The organism is Paraburkholderia sp. SUR17, from assembly GCF_029536165.1.
Classification (GTDB): Bacteria; Pseudomonadota; Gammaproteobacteria; order Burkholderiales; family Burkholderiaceae; genus Paraburkholderia; species Paraburkholderia kururiensis.
The window spans coordinates 2,509,759-2,527,799 of record NZ_CP120509.1 but is presented as its reverse complement, the minus strand read 5'-3'; the positions used below and the strand labels follow the sequence as shown (position 1 = coordinate 2,527,799).

12 protein-coding genes are annotated in these 18,041 nt (G+C 65.0%); 10 read left to right on the top strand and 2 right to left on the bottom strand.

Annotation, left to right across the window (positions count from 1 at the left end):
- The first annotated feature begins 280 nt into the window (after positions 1 to 280).
- The 4 genes from P2869_RS28480 to P2869_RS28465 all read left to right on the top strand — a co-directional run bounded on the left by P2869_RS28480 (position 281) and on the right by P2869_RS28465 (position 5,327).
- Positions 281 to 1,804, top strand: a complete 1,524-nt coding sequence (locus P2869_RS28480; RefSeq protein ID WP_017774966.1) for an oligopeptide:H+ symporter — start codon at positions 281 to 283, stop codon at positions 1,802 to 1,804.
- 229 nt (positions 1,805 to 2,033) lie between these two features.
- Positions 2,034 to 3,560, top strand: coding sequence for a PLP-dependent aminotransferase family protein (locus P2869_RS28475; RefSeq protein WP_277598703.1), 1,527 nt, complete (start codon positions 2,034 to 2,036; stop codon positions 3,558 to 3,560).
- 238 nt (positions 3,561 to 3,798) lie between these two features.
- Positions 3,799 to 4,239 (top strand): HU family DNA-binding protein, encoded by a 441-nt coding sequence (locus P2869_RS28470; RefSeq protein WP_017774968.1) that lies wholly within the window; start codon positions 3,799 to 3,801, stop codon positions 4,237 to 4,239.
- Between the two features lie 182 nt (positions 4,240 to 4,421).
- Entirely contained in the window at positions 4,422 to 5,327 is a 906-nt protein-coding gene (locus P2869_RS28465; protein WP_277598702.1) for a proteasome-type protease, read from the top strand.
- Positions 5,328 to 5,452: 125 nt separating this feature from the next.
- On the opposite strand, the gene P2869_RS28460 is transcribed toward P2869_RS28465, so the two are convergent.
- A complete protein-coding gene (locus P2869_RS28460) occupies positions 5,453 to 6,625 on the bottom strand; it encodes a porin (protein ID WP_017774970.1) in 1,173 nt (390 codons plus the stop codon).
- 374 nt (positions 6,626 to 6,999) lie between these two features.
- Positions 7,000 to 8,427: a YhjD/YihY/BrkB family envelope integrity protein gene (locus P2869_RS28455; RefSeq protein WP_277598701.1), complete on the bottom strand. Its 1,428-nt coding sequence runs from the start codon at positions 8,425 to 8,427 to the stop codon at positions 7,000 to 7,002.
- Between the two features lie 412 nt (positions 8,428 to 8,839).
- Between P2869_RS28455 and fdnG the strand changes: the two genes are divergently transcribed.
- The 6 genes from fdnG (at position 8,840) to selB (ending at position 18,039) form a co-directional block, all read left to right on the top strand.
- Entirely contained in the window at positions 8,840 to 11,911 is a 3,072-nt protein-coding gene (gene fdnG, locus P2869_RS28450) for a formate dehydrogenase-N subunit alpha (protein ID WP_277598700.1), read from the top strand.
- Positions 11,912 to 11,920: 9 nt separating this feature from the next.
- Positions 11,921 to 12,856, top strand: a complete 936-nt coding sequence (fdxH, locus tag P2869_RS28445; RefSeq protein WP_277598699.1) for a formate dehydrogenase subunit beta — start codon at positions 11,921 to 11,923, stop codon at positions 12,854 to 12,856.
- Positions 12,843 to 13,469, top strand: coding sequence for a formate dehydrogenase subunit gamma (locus P2869_RS28440; RefSeq protein WP_126876960.1), 627 nt, complete (start codon positions 12,843 to 12,845; stop codon positions 13,467 to 13,469). The genes fdxH and P2869_RS28440 overlap by 14 nt, the downstream gene beginning before the upstream one ends.
- A 141-nt stretch (positions 13,470 to 13,610) precedes the next feature.
- Entirely contained in the window at positions 13,611 to 14,546 is a 936-nt protein-coding gene (gene fdhE / locus P2869_RS28435; protein WP_277598698.1) for a formate dehydrogenase accessory protein FdhE, read from the top strand.
- A gap of 95 nt (positions 14,547 to 14,641) precedes the next feature.
- A complete protein-coding gene (gene selA, locus P2869_RS28430) occupies positions 14,642 to 16,120 on the top strand; it encodes an L-seryl-tRNA(Sec) selenium transferase (RefSeq protein WP_277599871.1) in 1,479 nt (492 codons plus the stop codon).
- Entirely contained in the window at positions 16,117 to 18,039 is a 1,923-nt protein-coding gene (gene selB, locus P2869_RS28425; RefSeq protein ID WP_277598697.1) for a selenocysteine-specific translation elongation factor, read from the top strand. Before selA ends, selB begins: the two co-directional genes overlap by 4 nt.
- The last annotated feature ends 2 nt before the right edge of the window (positions 18,040 to 18,041 follow it).

Below are 18,041 nucleotides of genomic sequence, written 5' to 3'. Positions count from 1 at the left end.
GGCACACCCTGATCGGGGCGTTCGCCTGCAGACCTGAAAAATGAACCGCACTTCCACTTGCACGAAACGCTTTCGCGTGTCGCCACGCGACGAATGTCGGTCACGCAGCCGGCATGGCCTCGGGCCTCCTTCCTGCCTCGCTTTTTCTCCTGCTTTGTCTTCTTCGACGCGCAAGCGCAAATGAGCGCTCCGGCGTGATGCCGGCTGCGCCATTTCTTCACGCATGGTCCGGGCGGTCAGCCCCGGGCGTCGTTGCAATTGCATCCACACGAGGTACCCGATGAATCAACCTGTTTCGCAAATGCGCTCGTTCTCGACGGTCTTTCTGATCGAGATGTGGGAGCGTTTCGGCTATTACGGCATGGCCGCGCTGCTCGTGCTGTTCATGGTGGACAAGCTCGGTTTCGCCGACGGGCACGCCAACCTCACCTGGGGCGCCTTTACGGCGCTGGTCTATGCGGCGCCTTCTATTGGCGGCTGGATCGGCGACAAGGTGCTGGGCGCGCGGCGCACGATGATCTTCGGTGCAGCGGTGCTCGCCGTGGGTTATCTGATGCTCGCCATGCCCGACGACAGCCTCGACCACATGTATGCGTCGCTCGGTGTGATCGTGGTGGGCAACGGGCTCTTCAAGGCGAACGCCGCCAACCTCGTGCGTCGCATCTATGAAGGCGACGAAGCGCGCATCGACAGCGCGTTCACGATGTACTACATGGCGGTGAACGTGGGCTCCACGGTATCCATGCTCGCTACGCCGTGGATCAAGGACCACTGGGGCTGGCACGCCGCGTTCGCGGTGTGCTGCGCCGGCATGGTGCTTGGCGTGCTGAATTTCGCGCTCATGTATCGCACGGTGGCGCACGTGGGTTCGGCGCCGGACGCGCAACCGCTCAAGCTCGCGCGCGCGGCGGCGGTGGCGCTGGGCGGCATCGCGCTCGGGCTTGCCACCGTGTTCGTGCTCCAGCACAAGGCGATTGCCGTGGCCTGCGTCTATGCGGCGGGCGTTGCGATTCTCGCGATCTTCGCGTGGATGCTTGCGCGCTGCGAACGCGCCGAACGCGCGGGGCTGATCGCGGCGCTCGTGCTCACGTTGCAGTCCATTCTGTTCTTCATCTTCTATCAGCAGATGTCGACCTCGCTCACGCTGTTTGCGCTGCGCAATGTCGACCCGCTGTTCTCGATTGCGGGCGTGCCGTTGTTTTCGTGGAGCGCCGCGCAGTTCCAGGCGCTCAACCCGATCTGGATCATGATTCTCTCCCCGCTGCTCGCCACGCTCTACACACGGCTCGCCAGCAACGGCCGCGACGTGCCGGTGGCGGGCAAGTTCGCCGCGGGCTTCGCGGTGGTGGCCGCGGGCTTCTTCGTCTTCGCGGTGAGCGGCCGGTACGCCGTGGAGGGCCGTGTGTCGTCGTGGTTCATGGTGTGGGGCTACGGACTCTACTCGCTCGGCGAACTGCTCGTGAGCGGCCTCGGGCTCGCGATGATCGCGCGCTACGTGCCCGCGCGCATGAGCGGCTTCATGATGGGCGCGTATTTCGTCGCGACCGGTGTTTCGCAGTATCTGGGCAGCGTGGTGGCGAATTTCGCGCAGATGCCTTCCGGCGAACTCGATCCGCTGACCTCGTTGCCGCTCTATACGAAGCTGTTCTGGGGGCTCGGCTGGCTCGCGGCGGTGGGCGTTGCGATTGCGGTGGTGCTGCTGCCGCTGATGCGGCGGCTTTCGTCTGAACATCATCGGTCGTCGAACGGTGCGCGTGCGCAGGCCGACGAGCGGCGCGCTGCCGCGTCGGCTGCGTTGGACTGATGCGTGTAGCGCTGCGGCGGCTGCGTCGGTTTGCCCTCGTGCATTGAGGGCGGACGTAGATTGCGATTCAGCTTCGGTTTCAACCTGGAAGGCAGAAAGCCCCGCATGTCGGGGCTTTTTTGCGTCGGGCTGTCCGGCTGCCGGTCACCTGCTTCACGGGTCGATCGCGAGTGCGGTCTGCCAGAATAGCTGCCTTGAAGACGAGGAACCGGGGAGCGGAGGAGTCGCGATGGACATTCACGTCACCGTAGAAGGACGCCACGACCTGGCAGGGCAGATCTACAGGCAGTTGCGCGCGGGAATCGTCGAGGGACGGCTCGCCGGCGGCACGCGTCTGCCTTCCACACGCGACCTCGCGGTGCAACTGGGCGTATCGCGCAAGACGACTCTGGACGTGTTCGAACGGCTGCTCGCCGAAGGCTATCTCACTGCGCGCGCCGGTTCGGGCACGTTCGTCGCAATGGGCCTGCAACGGCTGCCGTCCGAGCCTTCTGTGCAGGTGCGGATGGCCGGAGGCGTCCGCGCGCCTCATGTGTCTCATGCGTCTCGTGCGGGCCACGAGCGCCCGGGCGCAGGAACGCTCGCGAAGGCCGCGCCCGTGTGGGAGGCGCTATCGCAAACGCAGCTGTTACCGCGTTCCGATCGACGTCTGCGCGTCGATTTCATGGGCGGCGTGACGGACAAGTCGCGCTTTCCCTTCGACGTCTGGCGCCGTTGCGTGAACCAGGCGCTGCGCGCGCAGGCCCGCGGCGTGGGCGCCTATCGGGACGCGGCGGGTGAGCAGGAATTGCGTCTCGCGATTTCGCGCTATCTCGCGTTCAGCCGCGCGGTGGCGAGCAACTGGGAGGACGTGATCGTCACGCAGGGCGCGCAGCACGCGCTCGATCTGATGGCGCGCGTCGTGCTGCGCCCGGGCGATGTCGCGGCGATCGAAGACCCCGGCTATCCGCCGGCGCGTGCCTGTCTGCTCGCGGCGGGCGCGAAGGTCGTGCCGGTGCCGGTGGATGACGAAGGGCTGATTGTCGAGCGGTTGCCGAAGAACGCCCGGCTCGTCTACGTGACGCCTTCGCATCAGTTTCCGCTCGGCATGCCGATGAGCCTCGAGCGTCGCGTCGCCTTGCTCGAATGGGCGCAGCAACGCGGCGCCGTGATTATCGAGGACGACTACGACTGCGAGTTCCGTTTCGAAGGGCGTCCCATGGAGCCGCTCAAAAGCCTGGATCGCAGCGCAATCGTGGCCTACGTGGGTACGTTTTCGAAAACCATCTTTCCCGAACTGCGCGTGGGATACGTGGTGCCGCCGGCGTCGCTGGCGCAGCCGCTCGTCACGGCGCGCAAGGCAACGGACTGGCACGGCTGCACGCTCACGCAGCGCGCGCTCGCCACCTTCATGCTCAACGGCGACTTCGCGCGGCACCTGCGCCGCATGCACAAGGAGTACGCCGCGCGGCGCGCAGCGTTGCTCACGCATCTGCGAGGACCGCTTTCCGAGTGGTTAGCGCCGATCATGCCGACCACCGCGGGCATTCATCTCGCGGCACGGCTTAACGCTTCCGTCGACGAGGCGGCGCTGGTGCGTGCGGCCGCCGACGTTTCGCTCGGCATTTACGGGCTCACGCCGTTTTATGTGAAGGCGCGCCCCGACCAGGGGCTTATGTTCGGCTACGGCGCGATGGACGTCGCCCATATCGACGAAGGACTGGATGCGCTCGCCGCGCTGATGCCGCGCCTCGCGCGTTCGCGTAATGGTGCGTAACGTGGGCGCGCGCATCGAGAAAAGTGCCTTGGCAAAGGGGTGGCGCAGCCGCCATGCCGCGTTTACCCCATAAAAAAGGCGCTAAAACGCACGCCATAGTCTGCGCCGCGCAACAACTTGCGCCTCGCCCCCACAAAAGATTCGCGCAAAACGCTGGAGCGCTTGTAGAATCCGCCGTTGAAGAGCCCGCATGGCGCGGTGCCTTCATGATTCATTGACCAACACTGGTAGGAGAAACATGCCGACTTCCGCAAAGAAAGTGGCCAAGAAGGCCGCTGCCCCGGCCAAGAAGGTTGCCGCGAAGAAAGTGCCCGCAAAGCAGGCTGCAGCTAAGAAGGTCGCCGTGAAGGCGTCCGGCGCTCCGTCGCCGATCAAGGACACCTTCACGAAGGCCTCGCTGGCTGCTCACATTGCCGAGCGTGCCGCAGTCGAAGTGAAGTCCGTGAAGGCCGTGCTTGGCGCACTCGAGGACACCATCCTCGGTTCCGTGCACAAGAAGGGCGCAGGCGAGTTCACGCTGTCGGGTCTTCTGAAGATCGTCGTGCAGGCTGTGCCGGCGAAGAAGAAGCGCTTCGGCAAAGACCCGTTCACGGGCGAGGAACGCTGGTTCCCGGCGAAGCCCGCTTCGGTTCGCGTGAAGGCACGTGCGCTGAAGAAGCTGAAGGACGCAGCAGCCTGATAATGGCTGCGCCGGCGCATCGTCGCCGGCATGCTTGACGCAATCCCCGCCGGTGCATGCCTGCGGGGATTTTTCTTGGCCGGTGTCGCGCGCGTGAGGCAAAGTCCCTCGGAGCGGGCCTCGGGATCGCGGTGGCGCGGCGGTACAATGCCGTGATTATTGGCTTTTGGCAGGGCAGATTCATGACTTACTGTGTGGCGATGTGTGTGGATGAGGGACTCGTGTTCCTGTCGGACACGCGGACCAACGCGGGCGTCGATCACATCAGCACGGCGCGCAAGATGTCGGTGTTCGAGCAGCCCGGCGAGCGGGTGCTCGTGCTGATGGGCGCCGGCAATCTCTCGCTGACGCAAGCCGTTCTGCACGTGCTGAAAGAGGCCGCTCCCGCGGGCCGCCCCACGCTCTGGACGGCGTCCAGCATGACCGAGGCTGCACGCGTGGTGGGCGACGCCGTGCGCGAGGTCCACCAGCACGAGGCGCGCTCGCTTCAGGAGTTCGGCGTCGATTTCAATTGCAGCTTCATTCTGGGCGGGCAGATCGCTGCGCCGCGCGGCGCGGGGGAAGGTTCCGCCGACGTGGGCGTGAGCCTCGCGCAGCGTCCGCGCCTTTTCATGATCTACGCGGCGGGCAACTTCATCGAAGCGTCGGACGTGAATCCGTATTTCCAGATTGGCGAATCGAAGTACGGCAAGCCGATCATCGACCGCGTGCTGAAGCCTTCCACGCCTCTCGACGAGGCCGCGAAGTGCGCGCTGATCTCGATGGATTCCACGCTGCGCTCGAACCTCTCGGTGGGGTTGCCGCTGGATCTGCTGGTGTACGAAGCGAATGCGCTGCGCGTGACGCGCTTCGTCACGATCGACCATGACAACGCGTACTTCGAGATGATCCACCGCACCTGGGGCGAGCAGCTGCGTCAGGTGTTCGCGGAGATTCCGGACCCGGCGTGGGAGAGCCCCGAGGGTGTTCCGCTGCAGCAGCGTGGGCGTGCGCCGCTCGTGCTGCCCGCCGCGGGCGCTGCGCGCGAGGTGCCTGCGCAGCCGGCGCAGACGCTTGCGCAAGCGGAGACGGTGAAGTCGCGACGCTAGCAGCGCGGCTACGCCGGAGACGTTTGCCGGGGCCTGCAAGATGGGCCCGGAAAAGAAAAAGCCAGCCGAAGAGGCTGGCTTTTTTGCTGCGGCAGTGTTTCGCCGCAGCTTCGCACGAAGTTCGATTAGAACTTGTGGCGGATACCCAGGCTGACGATTTCCGACGAGCGAGCGTTGGAGTCGTAGCCGTAGTCGGCGACGGATGCGAACACGCCGTTGCCCGATGCGTGCTGGTATGCACCAACCAGGTACACGTCCGTACGCTTCGACAGGTTGTAGTCACCACCCAGCGAGATCTGGTGGTAGGTCTGCGAGAAGTTGCCCTTGCCGTGCGTGTACGTGTAGCCGAGGCCGATCAGGGCTGCCGGCGTCAGTTGGTAGTTCAGGAAGCCAGCGCCAACGTCGTAACGTTGCGTTGCCGTGAACGTCGAGTAGCCGTCCGGCTTGTACTGAGCGTTGCTGTAACGCAGGCCGGCCGTGAACGGGCCAACCACGTATTGCGCGGCCACCGAAGCGATGTTGATCGACTTGGCCGATGCAAACGCGCTGTTCACCGACGAATCGAACGTCGCATCCGACGTCACGCCCGAGCCCCAGCCTGCAGCGGTACCGGCGCTGGTCCCCGTCGCCGCGACGAAGCCACGGCCAGCCAACGTGCTTGCGTTGTCCATGACGATGTAGCCGGCAGCAACGCTGAACGGACCGTTCGCGTAGGTTGCTGCAGCCGACCACGTCTGGCCCGAACCCGTCGAACCTGCCACGCCGCCGAACGCGTAGAACGCTTCGAACTGGAAGCCGGCGTACACGGGCGACGTGTACTTGATGGCGCTGTTGGTACGCGAGCTGTTGTCGTTGTTGTCGACGTCGCCCGGGGTCGTGAACGTGGAACCCCAGTAGTTGTCGGCCGTCAGCGGCTGAACCAGGTCGACCAGCGGGTCGTACTGGCGGCCCAGCGTGAACGTACCGTACGCGTCGTGCGTCAGACCAACGTATGCCTGACGACCGAACATGCGACCGCCTTGACCGAGGCGACCGTTGTTGATGTCGAAGCCATTTTCCAACTGGAAGATCGCCTTCAGGCCACCGCCCAGGTCTTCCTGACCCTTCAGGCCCCAGCGGTTACCTTGCAGGTTGCCGCCGAGCAGGTGGTACAGGCTGTTGTTGTTCGAGTCTGCGTTGTGCACGTACTGGAACGACTCGTCGATCACGCCATACAGCGTGACACTGCTTTGAGCATGCGCTGCGCCGGCAACGCCGAGCAGGGCCAGCGAGAGGGTCGAAAGTGTAAGCTTTTTCATCCATTTCTCCACGCAGATGATTGATTTGTTGTTGCGCGATGGAGAATAACGCAGGGCATGCAACGGCAAGAACTGAAAAAAATTGAGTGTAGCCAAAATGTAACAACGTTCACAAAGCCTTGTATATAAAGCGTGTTCACGATAATTGCGGAAGTCGCAACACTGTGTACCATTTCTACATTATTGTTGTTTTGCGCACAGTGACGCCCTGAAATTGGTCAGGCAACTCGCGTAAATGAAAGTCGAATGAAATGAATTCGATGGCGCGCGCCGCGACTGCATTAAGAAGCCGCTGACAAACCGCGGCAAGCCGTTTCGCGGCCGATCCGGCCGGCCGCGCCGAAACTGATCTGTCTCAAGACGCGCCGGCGTCCTCAGCGTTTGCGTGACAACGTCGGCTGGGCGTCGTCGGTATCGCTGCCGTTGGAAGGAGTGAGCTTGCCATGGACGGGGTGTCGGCCGCCGGCCAGGCGGTTCCTGGCCGCTGTCATGAACAGCGCAGCGCCCGTGGCAAGCAGGACCGACGTCCAGGGGTGCTGCTTCACGTATCGATTCGCCGCTGCAGCGGCGCGGCCTGATTGAACGATGGCGTCGGCGGCTGCTCGCGTTGCCTTGCGCTCCATGCCGACTGCCGTCCGACCCACGCGTACTACGCGCGCCGGGAAGCGTTCTTTGTTGTCCTTCCGATATAGCGAGGCGGGATGCGCATCGCCGTTGGAGACATGCGGGGCCATCGCGATACGGCTCCCCGAATCTTTCGCTGACCCACGTCGCCCCGTTCCTTCAGCCGCCACGGTCGCCTGATCCGTCACGCGCGCCGCGGCTCCATCCGGCTGTCGCAACCTGTCGGCAACCGTGGAGGCCGCAAGCACGGACGCCAGCTTGGCACGGCTACCGGGCGGCAGGTTGTCCTGGCTGCCCCAGGCGCCGCGCGGATCGTGCAGCCGTCCGCGTGCCGCCGCGAACTCGGCGCCGAGCAGCAGCACCGCTGCCGAGAAGTACAGCCACATGAGCAGCACCGCGAGCGACCCCGCCGCGCCGAACGCGCTCGCCATGCCCGCGTGCGCGAGATACAGCGCGAAGAGCTTCTTGCCCGCCGAAAACAGCACGGCGGCGACTGCACCCCCCACAATCGCGTCGCGCCAGCGCACCGGCGCGTCGGGCAGAAACTTCAGCAGCGCGGCGAAGGCCACGGCGAGCACGAGCAGCCCCACGCCGAGCTGCAGCAGGTCGCCGATCACGACATACGGCGAAGCCGCCCACAGCATCTCGCCGACGAACGTGATAGCCGTGTCGAGCACGAGCGAGACGATCAGCAGAAATGCGACGCCGAGCACGAGGCTGAACGAGATGAGCCGCACGCGCACGAGGGCGAGCACCGTCGAAGGCCGCGCCCCGACGGGCGGCGGCCATACGATGTTGAGCGCCATATTGAGCGACGAAAAGGTGGCCGAGGCGCCAATGGCCAGCATCGAAAACGAAATGATGGCCGCCACGTCGCCCGCGCTCTTGCTGCGATGAGCGTTCTCGACGATGGTCGTGATGGCCGCGGAGGCGTCGTTGCCGAGCACCATGCGCACCTGGTCGAAGAGTTCGCTGCGGGCGGTATCGTTACCGAAGAACCAGCCTGCCACCGCAATCACCATCACGAGGGTGGGCGCGAGCGAAAAGGCCGAGTAGAACGCGATGCTGGCCGCAAGGGAGGTGCAGCGATCGTCGGAGAACTTCCTGAACGCGCCGATCGCCCACGAGGCTTCTTTGCGCGCGGCGGACTGAATCCGGTCCGGGGAAAGCGTGTCCATGGTGCTCCTTCACGGCGAGTCAGGGCGCGCCGTCCAATGGTCTTGCACGAGTCCAGAGCAAAGCGGAGACCTAAGGGTGTCCGCACACTCCACTGTATATAAGCGGCAGGAGCACCGCCTTGATGCCATGCAGGCATGCACGTCGCGCAGCAGCCCAGACCGATGAGCTGCTGCGCCGCCCGTCCCGCGCTCCAGCCATTTTGCTGCACGACAGCAGCGGCCTGCCCAAAGCACGCACCACGCCCGCCCAGCGGGCGTGCCGGTGAAAACACGTGTGTCTTTGTGTCGTGCTATCGTTCGGCCCGTCTCGCCTGGCCGCCGCACCGCTTCGCGCGTGCCGCGTTCCTGACGCTCCTGTAAGAGACGACCTATACTTTTGATTCACACTCAATAACCAGAAGCCGAGGACGACATGTTGCAAATGTCCCGGCGCCAGTTTCTGAAGATCACCACAACCACGCTCGCCGGATCGAGTCTTGCGCTTATGGGCTTCTCCCCAGAGCGCGCGGTTGCGGAGGTTCGTCAGTACAAACTGGCGCGTACCACTGAAACCCGCAATACCTGCCCGTACTGCTCCGTGGGCTGCGGCATCCTGATGTACGGTCTCGGGGACGGCGCCAAGAACGCCACCGCGAGCATCATCCACATCGAGGGCGACCCGGACCACCCCGTCAATCGCGGCACGCTGTGCCCGAAGGGCGCGAGTCTCATCGATTTCATCCACAGCCCGAGCCGTCTCAAGTACCCCGAGTACCGTGCCGCCGGTTCGGACAAGTGGCAGCGCATTTCGTGGGAAGACGCACTCGATCGCATCGCGAAGCTCATGAAGGCGGACCGCGACGCGAATTTCGTCGAGGCCACCGCGGACGGCAAGAAGGTGAATCGCTGGCTCACCACCGGCATGCTGGCCGCGTCGGCGGGCAGCAATGAAGTGGGCTATCTGACTCACAAGACGATCCGCAGTCTGGGGATGCTCGCGTTCGACAACCAGGCGCGTGTCTGACACGGCCCGACGGTGGCAGGTCTTGCCCCGACGTTTGGCCGCGGCGCGATGACGAACCATTGGGTCGACATCAAGAACGCAGACGTAATCCTGGTGATGGGCGGCAATGCAGCCGAGGCGCACCCATGCGGCTTCAAATGGGTCACCGAGGCGAAGGCGCACCGCAAGGCGCGCCTGATCGTGGTCGACCCGCGCTTTACGCGCACGGCGTCGGTGGCGGACTATTACGCGCCCATTCGCACCGGCACGGACATCGCATTCCTCGGCGGGGTGATCAACTACCTGCTGACGAACGACAAGATCCAGCACGAGTACGTGAAGAACTACACGGACTTCACGTTCGTCGTGCGCGAAGACTTCGCCTTCAACGACGGCATCTATTCCGGCTACGACGCGCAGAAGCACGCCTACGCGGACAAATCGTCGTGGGACTACGAGCGCGGCGACGACGGCTTCGTGAAGGTCGACGAGACGATGCAGCATCCGCGTTGCGTCTATAACCTGCTCAAGCAGCACTACTCGCGCTACACGCCCGAGATGGTGGAGAAGGTCTGCGGCACGCCGAAGGACAAGTTCCTGAAGGTGTGCGAGATGCTTGCCACGACGGCGCAGCCGGGCCGCGCCGGCACGGTGCTCTACGCGCTCGGCTGGACCCACCACTCGGTGGGCGCGCAGATGATCCGCACGGGCGCCATGGTGCAATTGCTGCTGGGCAACATCGGCATTGCGGGCGGCGGCATGAACGCGCTGCGCGGGCACTCGAACATCCAGGGCCTGACGGACCTCGGCCTGATGTCGAACCTGCTGCCCGGCTACATGACGTTGCCCACCGAAGCGGAGCAGGACTACGAGGCGTACATCAAGAAGCGTGCGCAGCAGCCGCTGCGTCCGAACCAGCTCAGCTACTGGAAGAACTACCGCGCCTTCTTCGTGAGCTTCATGAAGTCGTGGTGGGGCGACGCGGCCACGGCCGACAACAACTGGGGTTATGACTGGCTGCCCAAGCTCGACAAGTCCTACGACTTGCTGCAGGCGTTCGAGCTGATGCATCAGGGCAAGATGAACGGCTTCATCGCGCAGGGCTTCAATCCGCTCGCGGCGGCGCCCAACAAGGCGAAAAACGCGGCGGCGCTGGCCAAGCTCAAGTGGCTCGTCATCATGGACCCGCTCGCAACAGAAACGTCGGAGTTCTGGAAGAACTTCGGCGAGTACAACGACGTGGATTCGTCGGCCATCCAGACCGAAGTTTTCCGTCTGCCCACCACGTGCTTCGCCGAGGAAAACGGCTCGCTCGTGAATTCGGGCCGCGTGCTGCAATGGCACTGGAAGGGCGTGGAGCCGCCGGGCGAAGCGCGCAGTGACCTCGAAATCATGTCGGGGCTGTTCCTGCGTCTGCGTGCGGCCTACGGCAAGGACGGCGGCAAGCTGCCCGATCCCATTGTGAAGCTGAGCTGGCCCTACGCCAATCCGGCAAGCCCCACGCCCGAAGAACTCGCGAAGGAGTTCAACGGCAAGGCGCTTGCTGACCTGCCGGATCCGAAGGACCCCACCAAGGTGCTCGTGAAGAAGGGCGAGCAGCTGGCAGGCTTCGCGCAACTGAAGGACGACGGCAGCACCTCGAGCGGCTGCTGGATCTTCTGCGGCTCGTGGACCCAGGCCGGCAACCAGATGGGCCGGCGCGACAACTCGGACCCGACCGGTATCGGCCAGACGCTGAACTGGGCGTGGGCCTGGCCCGCGAACCGGCGCATTCTGTACAACCGCGCATCGTGCGATACGGCCGGCAAGCCGTTCGATCCCACGCGCAAGCTGATTGCGTGGACCGGCGCGGCGTGGACCGGCGCCGACGTGCCGGACTACAAGGCCGACGAATCGCCCGAAACGGGCATGGGTCCGTTCATCATGAACCCCGAAGGCGTGGCGCGCTTCTTTGCCCGCGACGGCATGAACGAAGGTCCGTTCCCCGAGCATTACGAGCCGTTCGAGACGCCGCTCGGCTACAACCCGCTGCATCCGCAGAACGCGCAGGCCACGAACAATCCGGCCGCACGCGTGTTCCCGGATGACCGGGCGTCGTTTGGCAAGGCTAAGGACTTCCCGCATGCCGCAACGACATATCGCCTCACCGAGCACTTCCACTTCTGGACCAAGCACGCGCGGCTCAACGCCATCGTGCAGCCGCAGCAGTTCGTGGAGATTGGCGAAGAGCTGGCGAGCGAGGTGGGCGTGGTGGCGGGCGACCGTGTGAAGGTATCGAGCAACCGCGGTCATATCGAGGCGGTGGCAGTGGTGACGAAGCGCATCAAGCCGCTCATGGTGGACGGCCACAAGGTGCACACAGTGGGCATTCCGCTGCATTGGGGCTTCACGGGCGTGGCGAAGCCGGGTTATCTCGCGAATACGCTGACGCCGGCAGTCGGCGACGGCAATTCGCAGACGCCCGAGTTCAAGTCGTTCCTCGTGAAAGTCGAGAAGGCTTAAGGGGCGGACATGGCACTGCAATCACTCGATATCAAACGCCAGTCGGCCACCACCGTGCAGCCTCCGGCTGTGCGCGAGCCCGTTACCGGCACCGTGGCGAAGCTGATCGATGTCTCGAAGTGCATCGGCTGCAAGGCCTGCCAGACGGCGTGCATGGAGTGGAACGACCTGCGCGACGAGGTAGGCACCAACGTCGGCGTCTACGACAATCCGCGCGACCTGACGGAGCACTCGTGGACCGTGATGCGGTTCTCCGAATACGAGAACCCGAACGGCAACCTCGAATGGCTGATCCGCAAGGACGGCTGCATGCACTGCGAGGACCCGGGCTGCCTGAAGGCCTGCCCTTCGCCGGGCGCGATCGTGCAGTACACGAACGGCATCGTGGATTTTCACGAGGAGAACTGTATCGGTTGCGGCTATTGCGTAACGGGCTGTCCGTTCAACATTCCGCGTATCTCGAAGCAGGACAACCGCGCGTACAAGTGCACGCTCTGTTCCGACCGCGTGGCCGTGGGCCAGGAGCCCGCGTGCGTGAAGACCTGTCCGACAGGCGCCATCGTGTTCGGCACCAAGGAAGACATGAAGCAGCACGCGGCCGAGCGCATCGAGGATCTCAAGGAGCGCGGCTTCGAGCACGCGGGCCTCTACGATCCGCAAGGGGTGGGCGGCACGCACGTGATGTACGTGCTGCATCACGCGGACCAGCCTTCGCTCTATCACGGCCTGCCGGACAATCCGAAGATCAGTCCGCTCGTGCAGTTGTGGAAGGGCGTGGCCAAGCCGCTCGCCGTGGCCGGTATGGCCATTGCGGCGCTGGCCGGGTTCTTCCACTACACGCGTGTTGGTCCGAACGAGGTGACGCCGGAAGAGGAAGCGTCCGCACGCAAGGAAGCGGAGCAGTTGAGGGGCGAACGACGGGAGCGTAGCGATGAAACAAACTGATCCCAACCTGATCGTGCGCTACACGCCGAACGAGCGCACCAACCACTGGATCACCGCGATCTCGTTCGTGCTGCTGGCGATTTCGGGCCTCGCGATGTTTCATCCGTCGATGTTCTGGCTCTCCGCGCTGCTCGGCGGCGGGCAGTGGACGCGCATTCTGCATCCGTTCATCGGCGTGGTGATGTTCGTGTCGTTCCTGGTGCTGGCGCTGCGTTTCTGGCACCACAACTATCTGGACGAAAGCGACTACCAGTGGCTGCGCCAGATGAACGACGTGCTCGCTAATCGCGAGGACAAGCTGCCGCCCATCGGCCGCTACAACGCCGGACAGAAGCTGCTATTCTTCGTGATGGTGGCCTGCCTGCTGCTGTTGCTTGCAAGCGGTGTCGTGATCTGGCGGCGCTATTTCTCGTTCTACTTCCCGATCGAAGTCATCCGTCTTGCCGCTGTCGTGCATGCCGCGAGCGCGTTCGTCCTCATCATCGGCATCGTCGTGCACGTGTATGCGGCGTTGTGGGTGAAGGGCTCGCTGGGGGCGATGGTGCGCGGTACGGTCACGCTCGGGTGGGCGAGAAAGCATCATCCGCGCTGGTTCCGCGAGAGCATCAAGTAAGCCGGGCACCGCGCCGGTACCGCCGGTTTTTAGAGGCGGCCGGCCGGTGCATCGTAGGCCGCCGCCCCCGCAAGGGCGGCGGCTTTTTCATTTGAACTCTATGGCGCGCACGCGCCGTAGAGGGTTTGAAGAGGGATTGTTGTGGTTCAACGCATTCTTGAGCCGGGCCAGATCGAAGCGCTGGACCATACCGCCATTGCCCGCATCCGTTTGCCCGAACGCGCCACGCTCTTCGCCACGCGCGCGGCGCGTCTGCGCAAGCTCGCCGAGGGCAATCCGATTGCCGGCTACGTGCGCCTGATGGCCGTGCTGGTCGACGCGCAGCAGAAGGTGCTGGAACAAGGCTTCTCGGCGCGCATGCCGTCGGCGGACGCCATCGCCCAGGCGCAGCAGCACAGCATGCCGCTCGTGCCCGCGCTTTCGCCGGAACGCGATACGGCATGGCACGACGTGCTGCATCAATTGCTCGATAGCGTGGAAGCGGCGGGCCAGGTCACGCCGACGCTGGCCGGCGTGCTCTCTGCACTCCGCGCGATGCCCGCGGACGAACTCGAACGCCAGGCCGACGCGATGCTCGCGCAGCGCTTCAACGAAGTGGCGCCCGCCACGGCGCCGTTCATCATGGCTGCACTGCAAGTGGTGTGGACCGATCTGGCGAGCCGGCTCGACGAGCGCGACATTCCCTATGTCGATACGCCCGGCGTCTGCCCCGTCTGCGGTGGGCAGCCGGTGGCGAGCGTCGTGCGCGTGGGCGGCCGCTACCAGGGCTACCGTTACCTGCAGTGCGGCTTGTGCGCAAGCGAGTCGCACATGGTGCGCGTGAAGTGCTCGAACTGCGGTTCGACCAAAGGCATCGCTTATCACGGCATCGAAGGCGTGAGCGAGGCGCTGAAGGCCGAGTCGTGTGACGAATGCCATACCTACCGCAAGATCGGCTATCAGGAGAAAGACTTCGACTTCGAGCCGCTCGCTGACGACCTCGCGAGTCTCACGCTCGATCTGCTGATGAACGAAGCCGGGTACCGGCGCAGCGGGCCGAATCCGCTGCTGTGGCCGGAAGTGCCGTCGGACGAATGACGGCTGGCCAGGACGGGCAAAGACAAAACACGGAGAAGCGGGGCGTGGGCGAAGTGGCAGAGCATCAATCGGGCGAAGAGCGGGATGAGGGTGGCATGAGCGGCTGCACGAGCGGCGGGCGTGACCTCAAGGCGCGGCTCGCGTCCATTCCCTCCGTGGAGCGCGTGATCGCGTCGGCTGCGGCGCAGCCGCTCGTTGCCGAATATGGCCGCACGCAGGTGCTTGCCGCGATTCGCGAGACGCTCGATAGCTGGCGCCGCGACGTCCAGGCCGGCAAGCCGGCAGCCGCCGACAATGCGCCATTCGACGAGACCCGCGCCACAGCCGCGGCAGCGCGGGTGCTTGCCGCACGCGCGCAAAGCCGTCTGCGCAGCGTCTTCAATCTGACCGGCACGGTGTTGCATACGAACCTGGGCCGCGCGCTGTTGCCCGACGAAGCCGTGCGTGCTGTCGTGCGTGCGCTCACGCAGCCCATGAGCCTCGAATTCGATCTCGCCACCGGCCGCCGGGGCGAACGCGACGACCTGATCGAAGCGCTTGTCTGCGAACTCACCGGCGCTGAAGCGGCCACCGTCGTCAACAACAACGCGGCCGCCGTGCTGCTCACGCTTTCCGCGCTGGCCACGAAGAAGGACGTCATCGTCTCGCGCGGCGAACTCGTGGAGATTGGCGGGGCGTTTCGCATTCCCGACATCATGAGTCGTGCCGGCGCGAAGCTGCGCGAAGTGGGCACGACCAACCGCACGCACCTGCGCGACTACGAAGAAGCCATCGGCCCACGCACGGGGCTGCTGATGAAAGTGCATTGCAGCAACTACGCGATCTCGGGCTTCACGAAAAGCGTCGAACTCGATGAACTCGCGCCACTGGCCCGCCAGCATGAGTTGCCGGTTGCGGTCGACCTGGGCAGCGGCACGCTCGTCGATCTCGCGCAGTTCGGCCTGCCCGCGGAGCCTACCGTGCGCGAGACCATCGAAGCCGGTGCCGACGTCGTGACGTTCAGCGGCGACAAACTGCTCGGTGGCCCGCAGGCCGGTTTGATCGTGGGTCGTGCCGACCTCATCCGCAAGATCAGAAAGCATCCGTTGAAGCGCGCGCTGCGTGTGGGCAAGCTCACGCTCGCTGCGCTCGAACCGGTGCTGCAGCTTTACCGCGCGCCGGAGTTTCTGCGCGAGCGGCTCACTACGCTGCGCCTGCTCACGCGGCCGGGCGAAGAGATGCGCGCGAGCGCGGAACGCGTGATGCCGGCGCTGCAACGCGCGCTGGGCGACGCGTATAGCGTGAGCGTGGAGCCGATGTTCAGCCAGATCGGCAGCGGCGCATTGCCCGTGGATGTGCTGCCGAGCTTCGGGCTCGTCGTGCGTAGCGGCGGCGTCCTGGCTGCAACGCATCCAGCTGCAGGCAAGCGTCCAGGCCGTGGCCGCGCATTGATGAAGCTCGAAGCTGCGCTGCGCGCGTTGCCGCGGCCGGTGATCGGCCGCATTGCCGATGATGCGCTGCATCTGGACCTGCGTTGCCTCGAAGCCGCGGACGAGGCGGCGTTCGTCGCGCAATGTGTGGAGTTGCGTCTGTGATTGTCGGCACGGCAGGCCATATCGACCATGGCAAAACCACGCTGGTGCGTGCGCTGACGGGCGTGGATACCGACCGGCTGAAGGAAGAAAAGGCGCGCGGCATTTCCATCGAACTGGGCTACGCGTACACGCCGCTCGCGAACGGCGACGTGCTCGGCTTCATCGACGTGCCGGGTCACGAGAAACTGATTCACACGATGGCGGCGGGCGCGTGCGGCATCGACTTCGCGCTGCTCGTTATCGCCGCGGACGACGGCGTGATGCCGCAAACGCGCGAGCACCTCGCGATCCTGCAACTGCTCGGCGTAACGCGCGGCGCAGTGGCGTTGACGAAAGCGGATCGCGTGGATGCCGCAAGACGCGAGCAGGTGCGCGCCGAAATCGCAGCGTGGCTCGCGGGCGGCCCGTTTGCGGACATTCCCGTATTCGAGACCTGCGCGACGATACCGAACGATCCCGGCGTAGCAGCGCTCGACGTATATCTGCGCGATACGGCCATCGCGTTCCGTGCGCGTCGCGACGACGGCCTGTTCCGCCTCGCTGTGGACCGCGTGTTCACGCTCGCAGGCCAGGGCACGGTCGTGACGGGCACTGTCTTCGCGGGGCGCGTAAGCGTAGGCGATACCCCGACACTCGCGCCCGCGGGGCGTGCCGTGCGCGTGCGCAGCATTCACGCGCAGAACCGCTCCGCGGATGTGGGCCATGCGGGCCAGCGTTGCGCGCTCAATCTGGCGGGCATCGACAAAGATGCCATCGCGCGCGGCGACTGGATCGTGGATAGCGCGCTCGCCAGCGCGTGCGAACGCATCGACGTCGAACTCACGTTGCTCGACGATGCGGATCTCACGCTCAGGCACTGGTCGCCGCTGCACGTGCATCTCGGTACGCTGCATCGCGTCGCAAACGTTGCACTGCTCGAAGGCGACACGCTGGCGGCAGGGCAGACCGCGCGCGTGCAACTCGTCTTCGACACACCCGTCTGCGCGTTGCCGGGTGACCGCCTGATCGTGCGCAACGCCCAGGCCACGCGAACCGTGGGCGGCGCGCGCGTGCTCGACCCGTTCGGCCCTGTGCGCAAGCGGCGCACGCCCGAGCGAATGGCATGGCTCGACGCATTGCGTAGCTGGCTCGATACCGGGCGGATCGAACCGCTGCTCGACTGCGCGCCGCGCGGCCTGACGCGTTCGATGCTGATGCGTCTGACGGGTTTGCCCGCGAATCTGCTCACGTTACCCGTCCATGCCATCGAGGTGCCGCTCGCGGGCAAAGACGGCGACGACGCGGTCATCATCACGCGCGGCCACTGGACACACATGCGCGAGCAGACGGTGGCCGCGCTCGAGGCGTTCCACACGCGCTTTCCCGACGAACAGGGCCCTGACAGCGCGCGTTTGCGGCGCATGTCGGCGCCGCTCGCCACCGATGCGCTGTGGCGTGCACTCGTCGATGCCGCTGTACGCGATGGCCTCATCGCGAGGAGCGGCCCGTGGCTGCATCTGCCTTCGCACAGCGTGGCGCTGGATGCTAGCGAGGAACGGCTTGCCGGCGTGCTGCGACCGCTGATCGCCGCCGGTCGTTTCGATCCGCCCTGGGTACGCGATCTGGCTCGTACAACGAACGAACCCGAGGAAAAGGTCCGCGCGCTGCTGCGCAAGCTGGCGCGGCTCGGCGACGTGTACCAGGTCGTGCGCGATCTTTTCTACCATCGCGACGTGGTACTCGAACTGGCCAGGCTCGTTGCCGGACTCGCGCGCGAACACGGCGGCGCGGTGAGCGCGACGACATTTCGCGATGCCACCGGGCTGGGCCGCAAACGCGCCATCCAGATCCTCGAATTCTTCGACCGCATCGGCTACACGCGCTTTCACCGCGATCTGCATCTGCTGCGCGCCGACAGCCGCCTGCACGAACTGCTTTGATG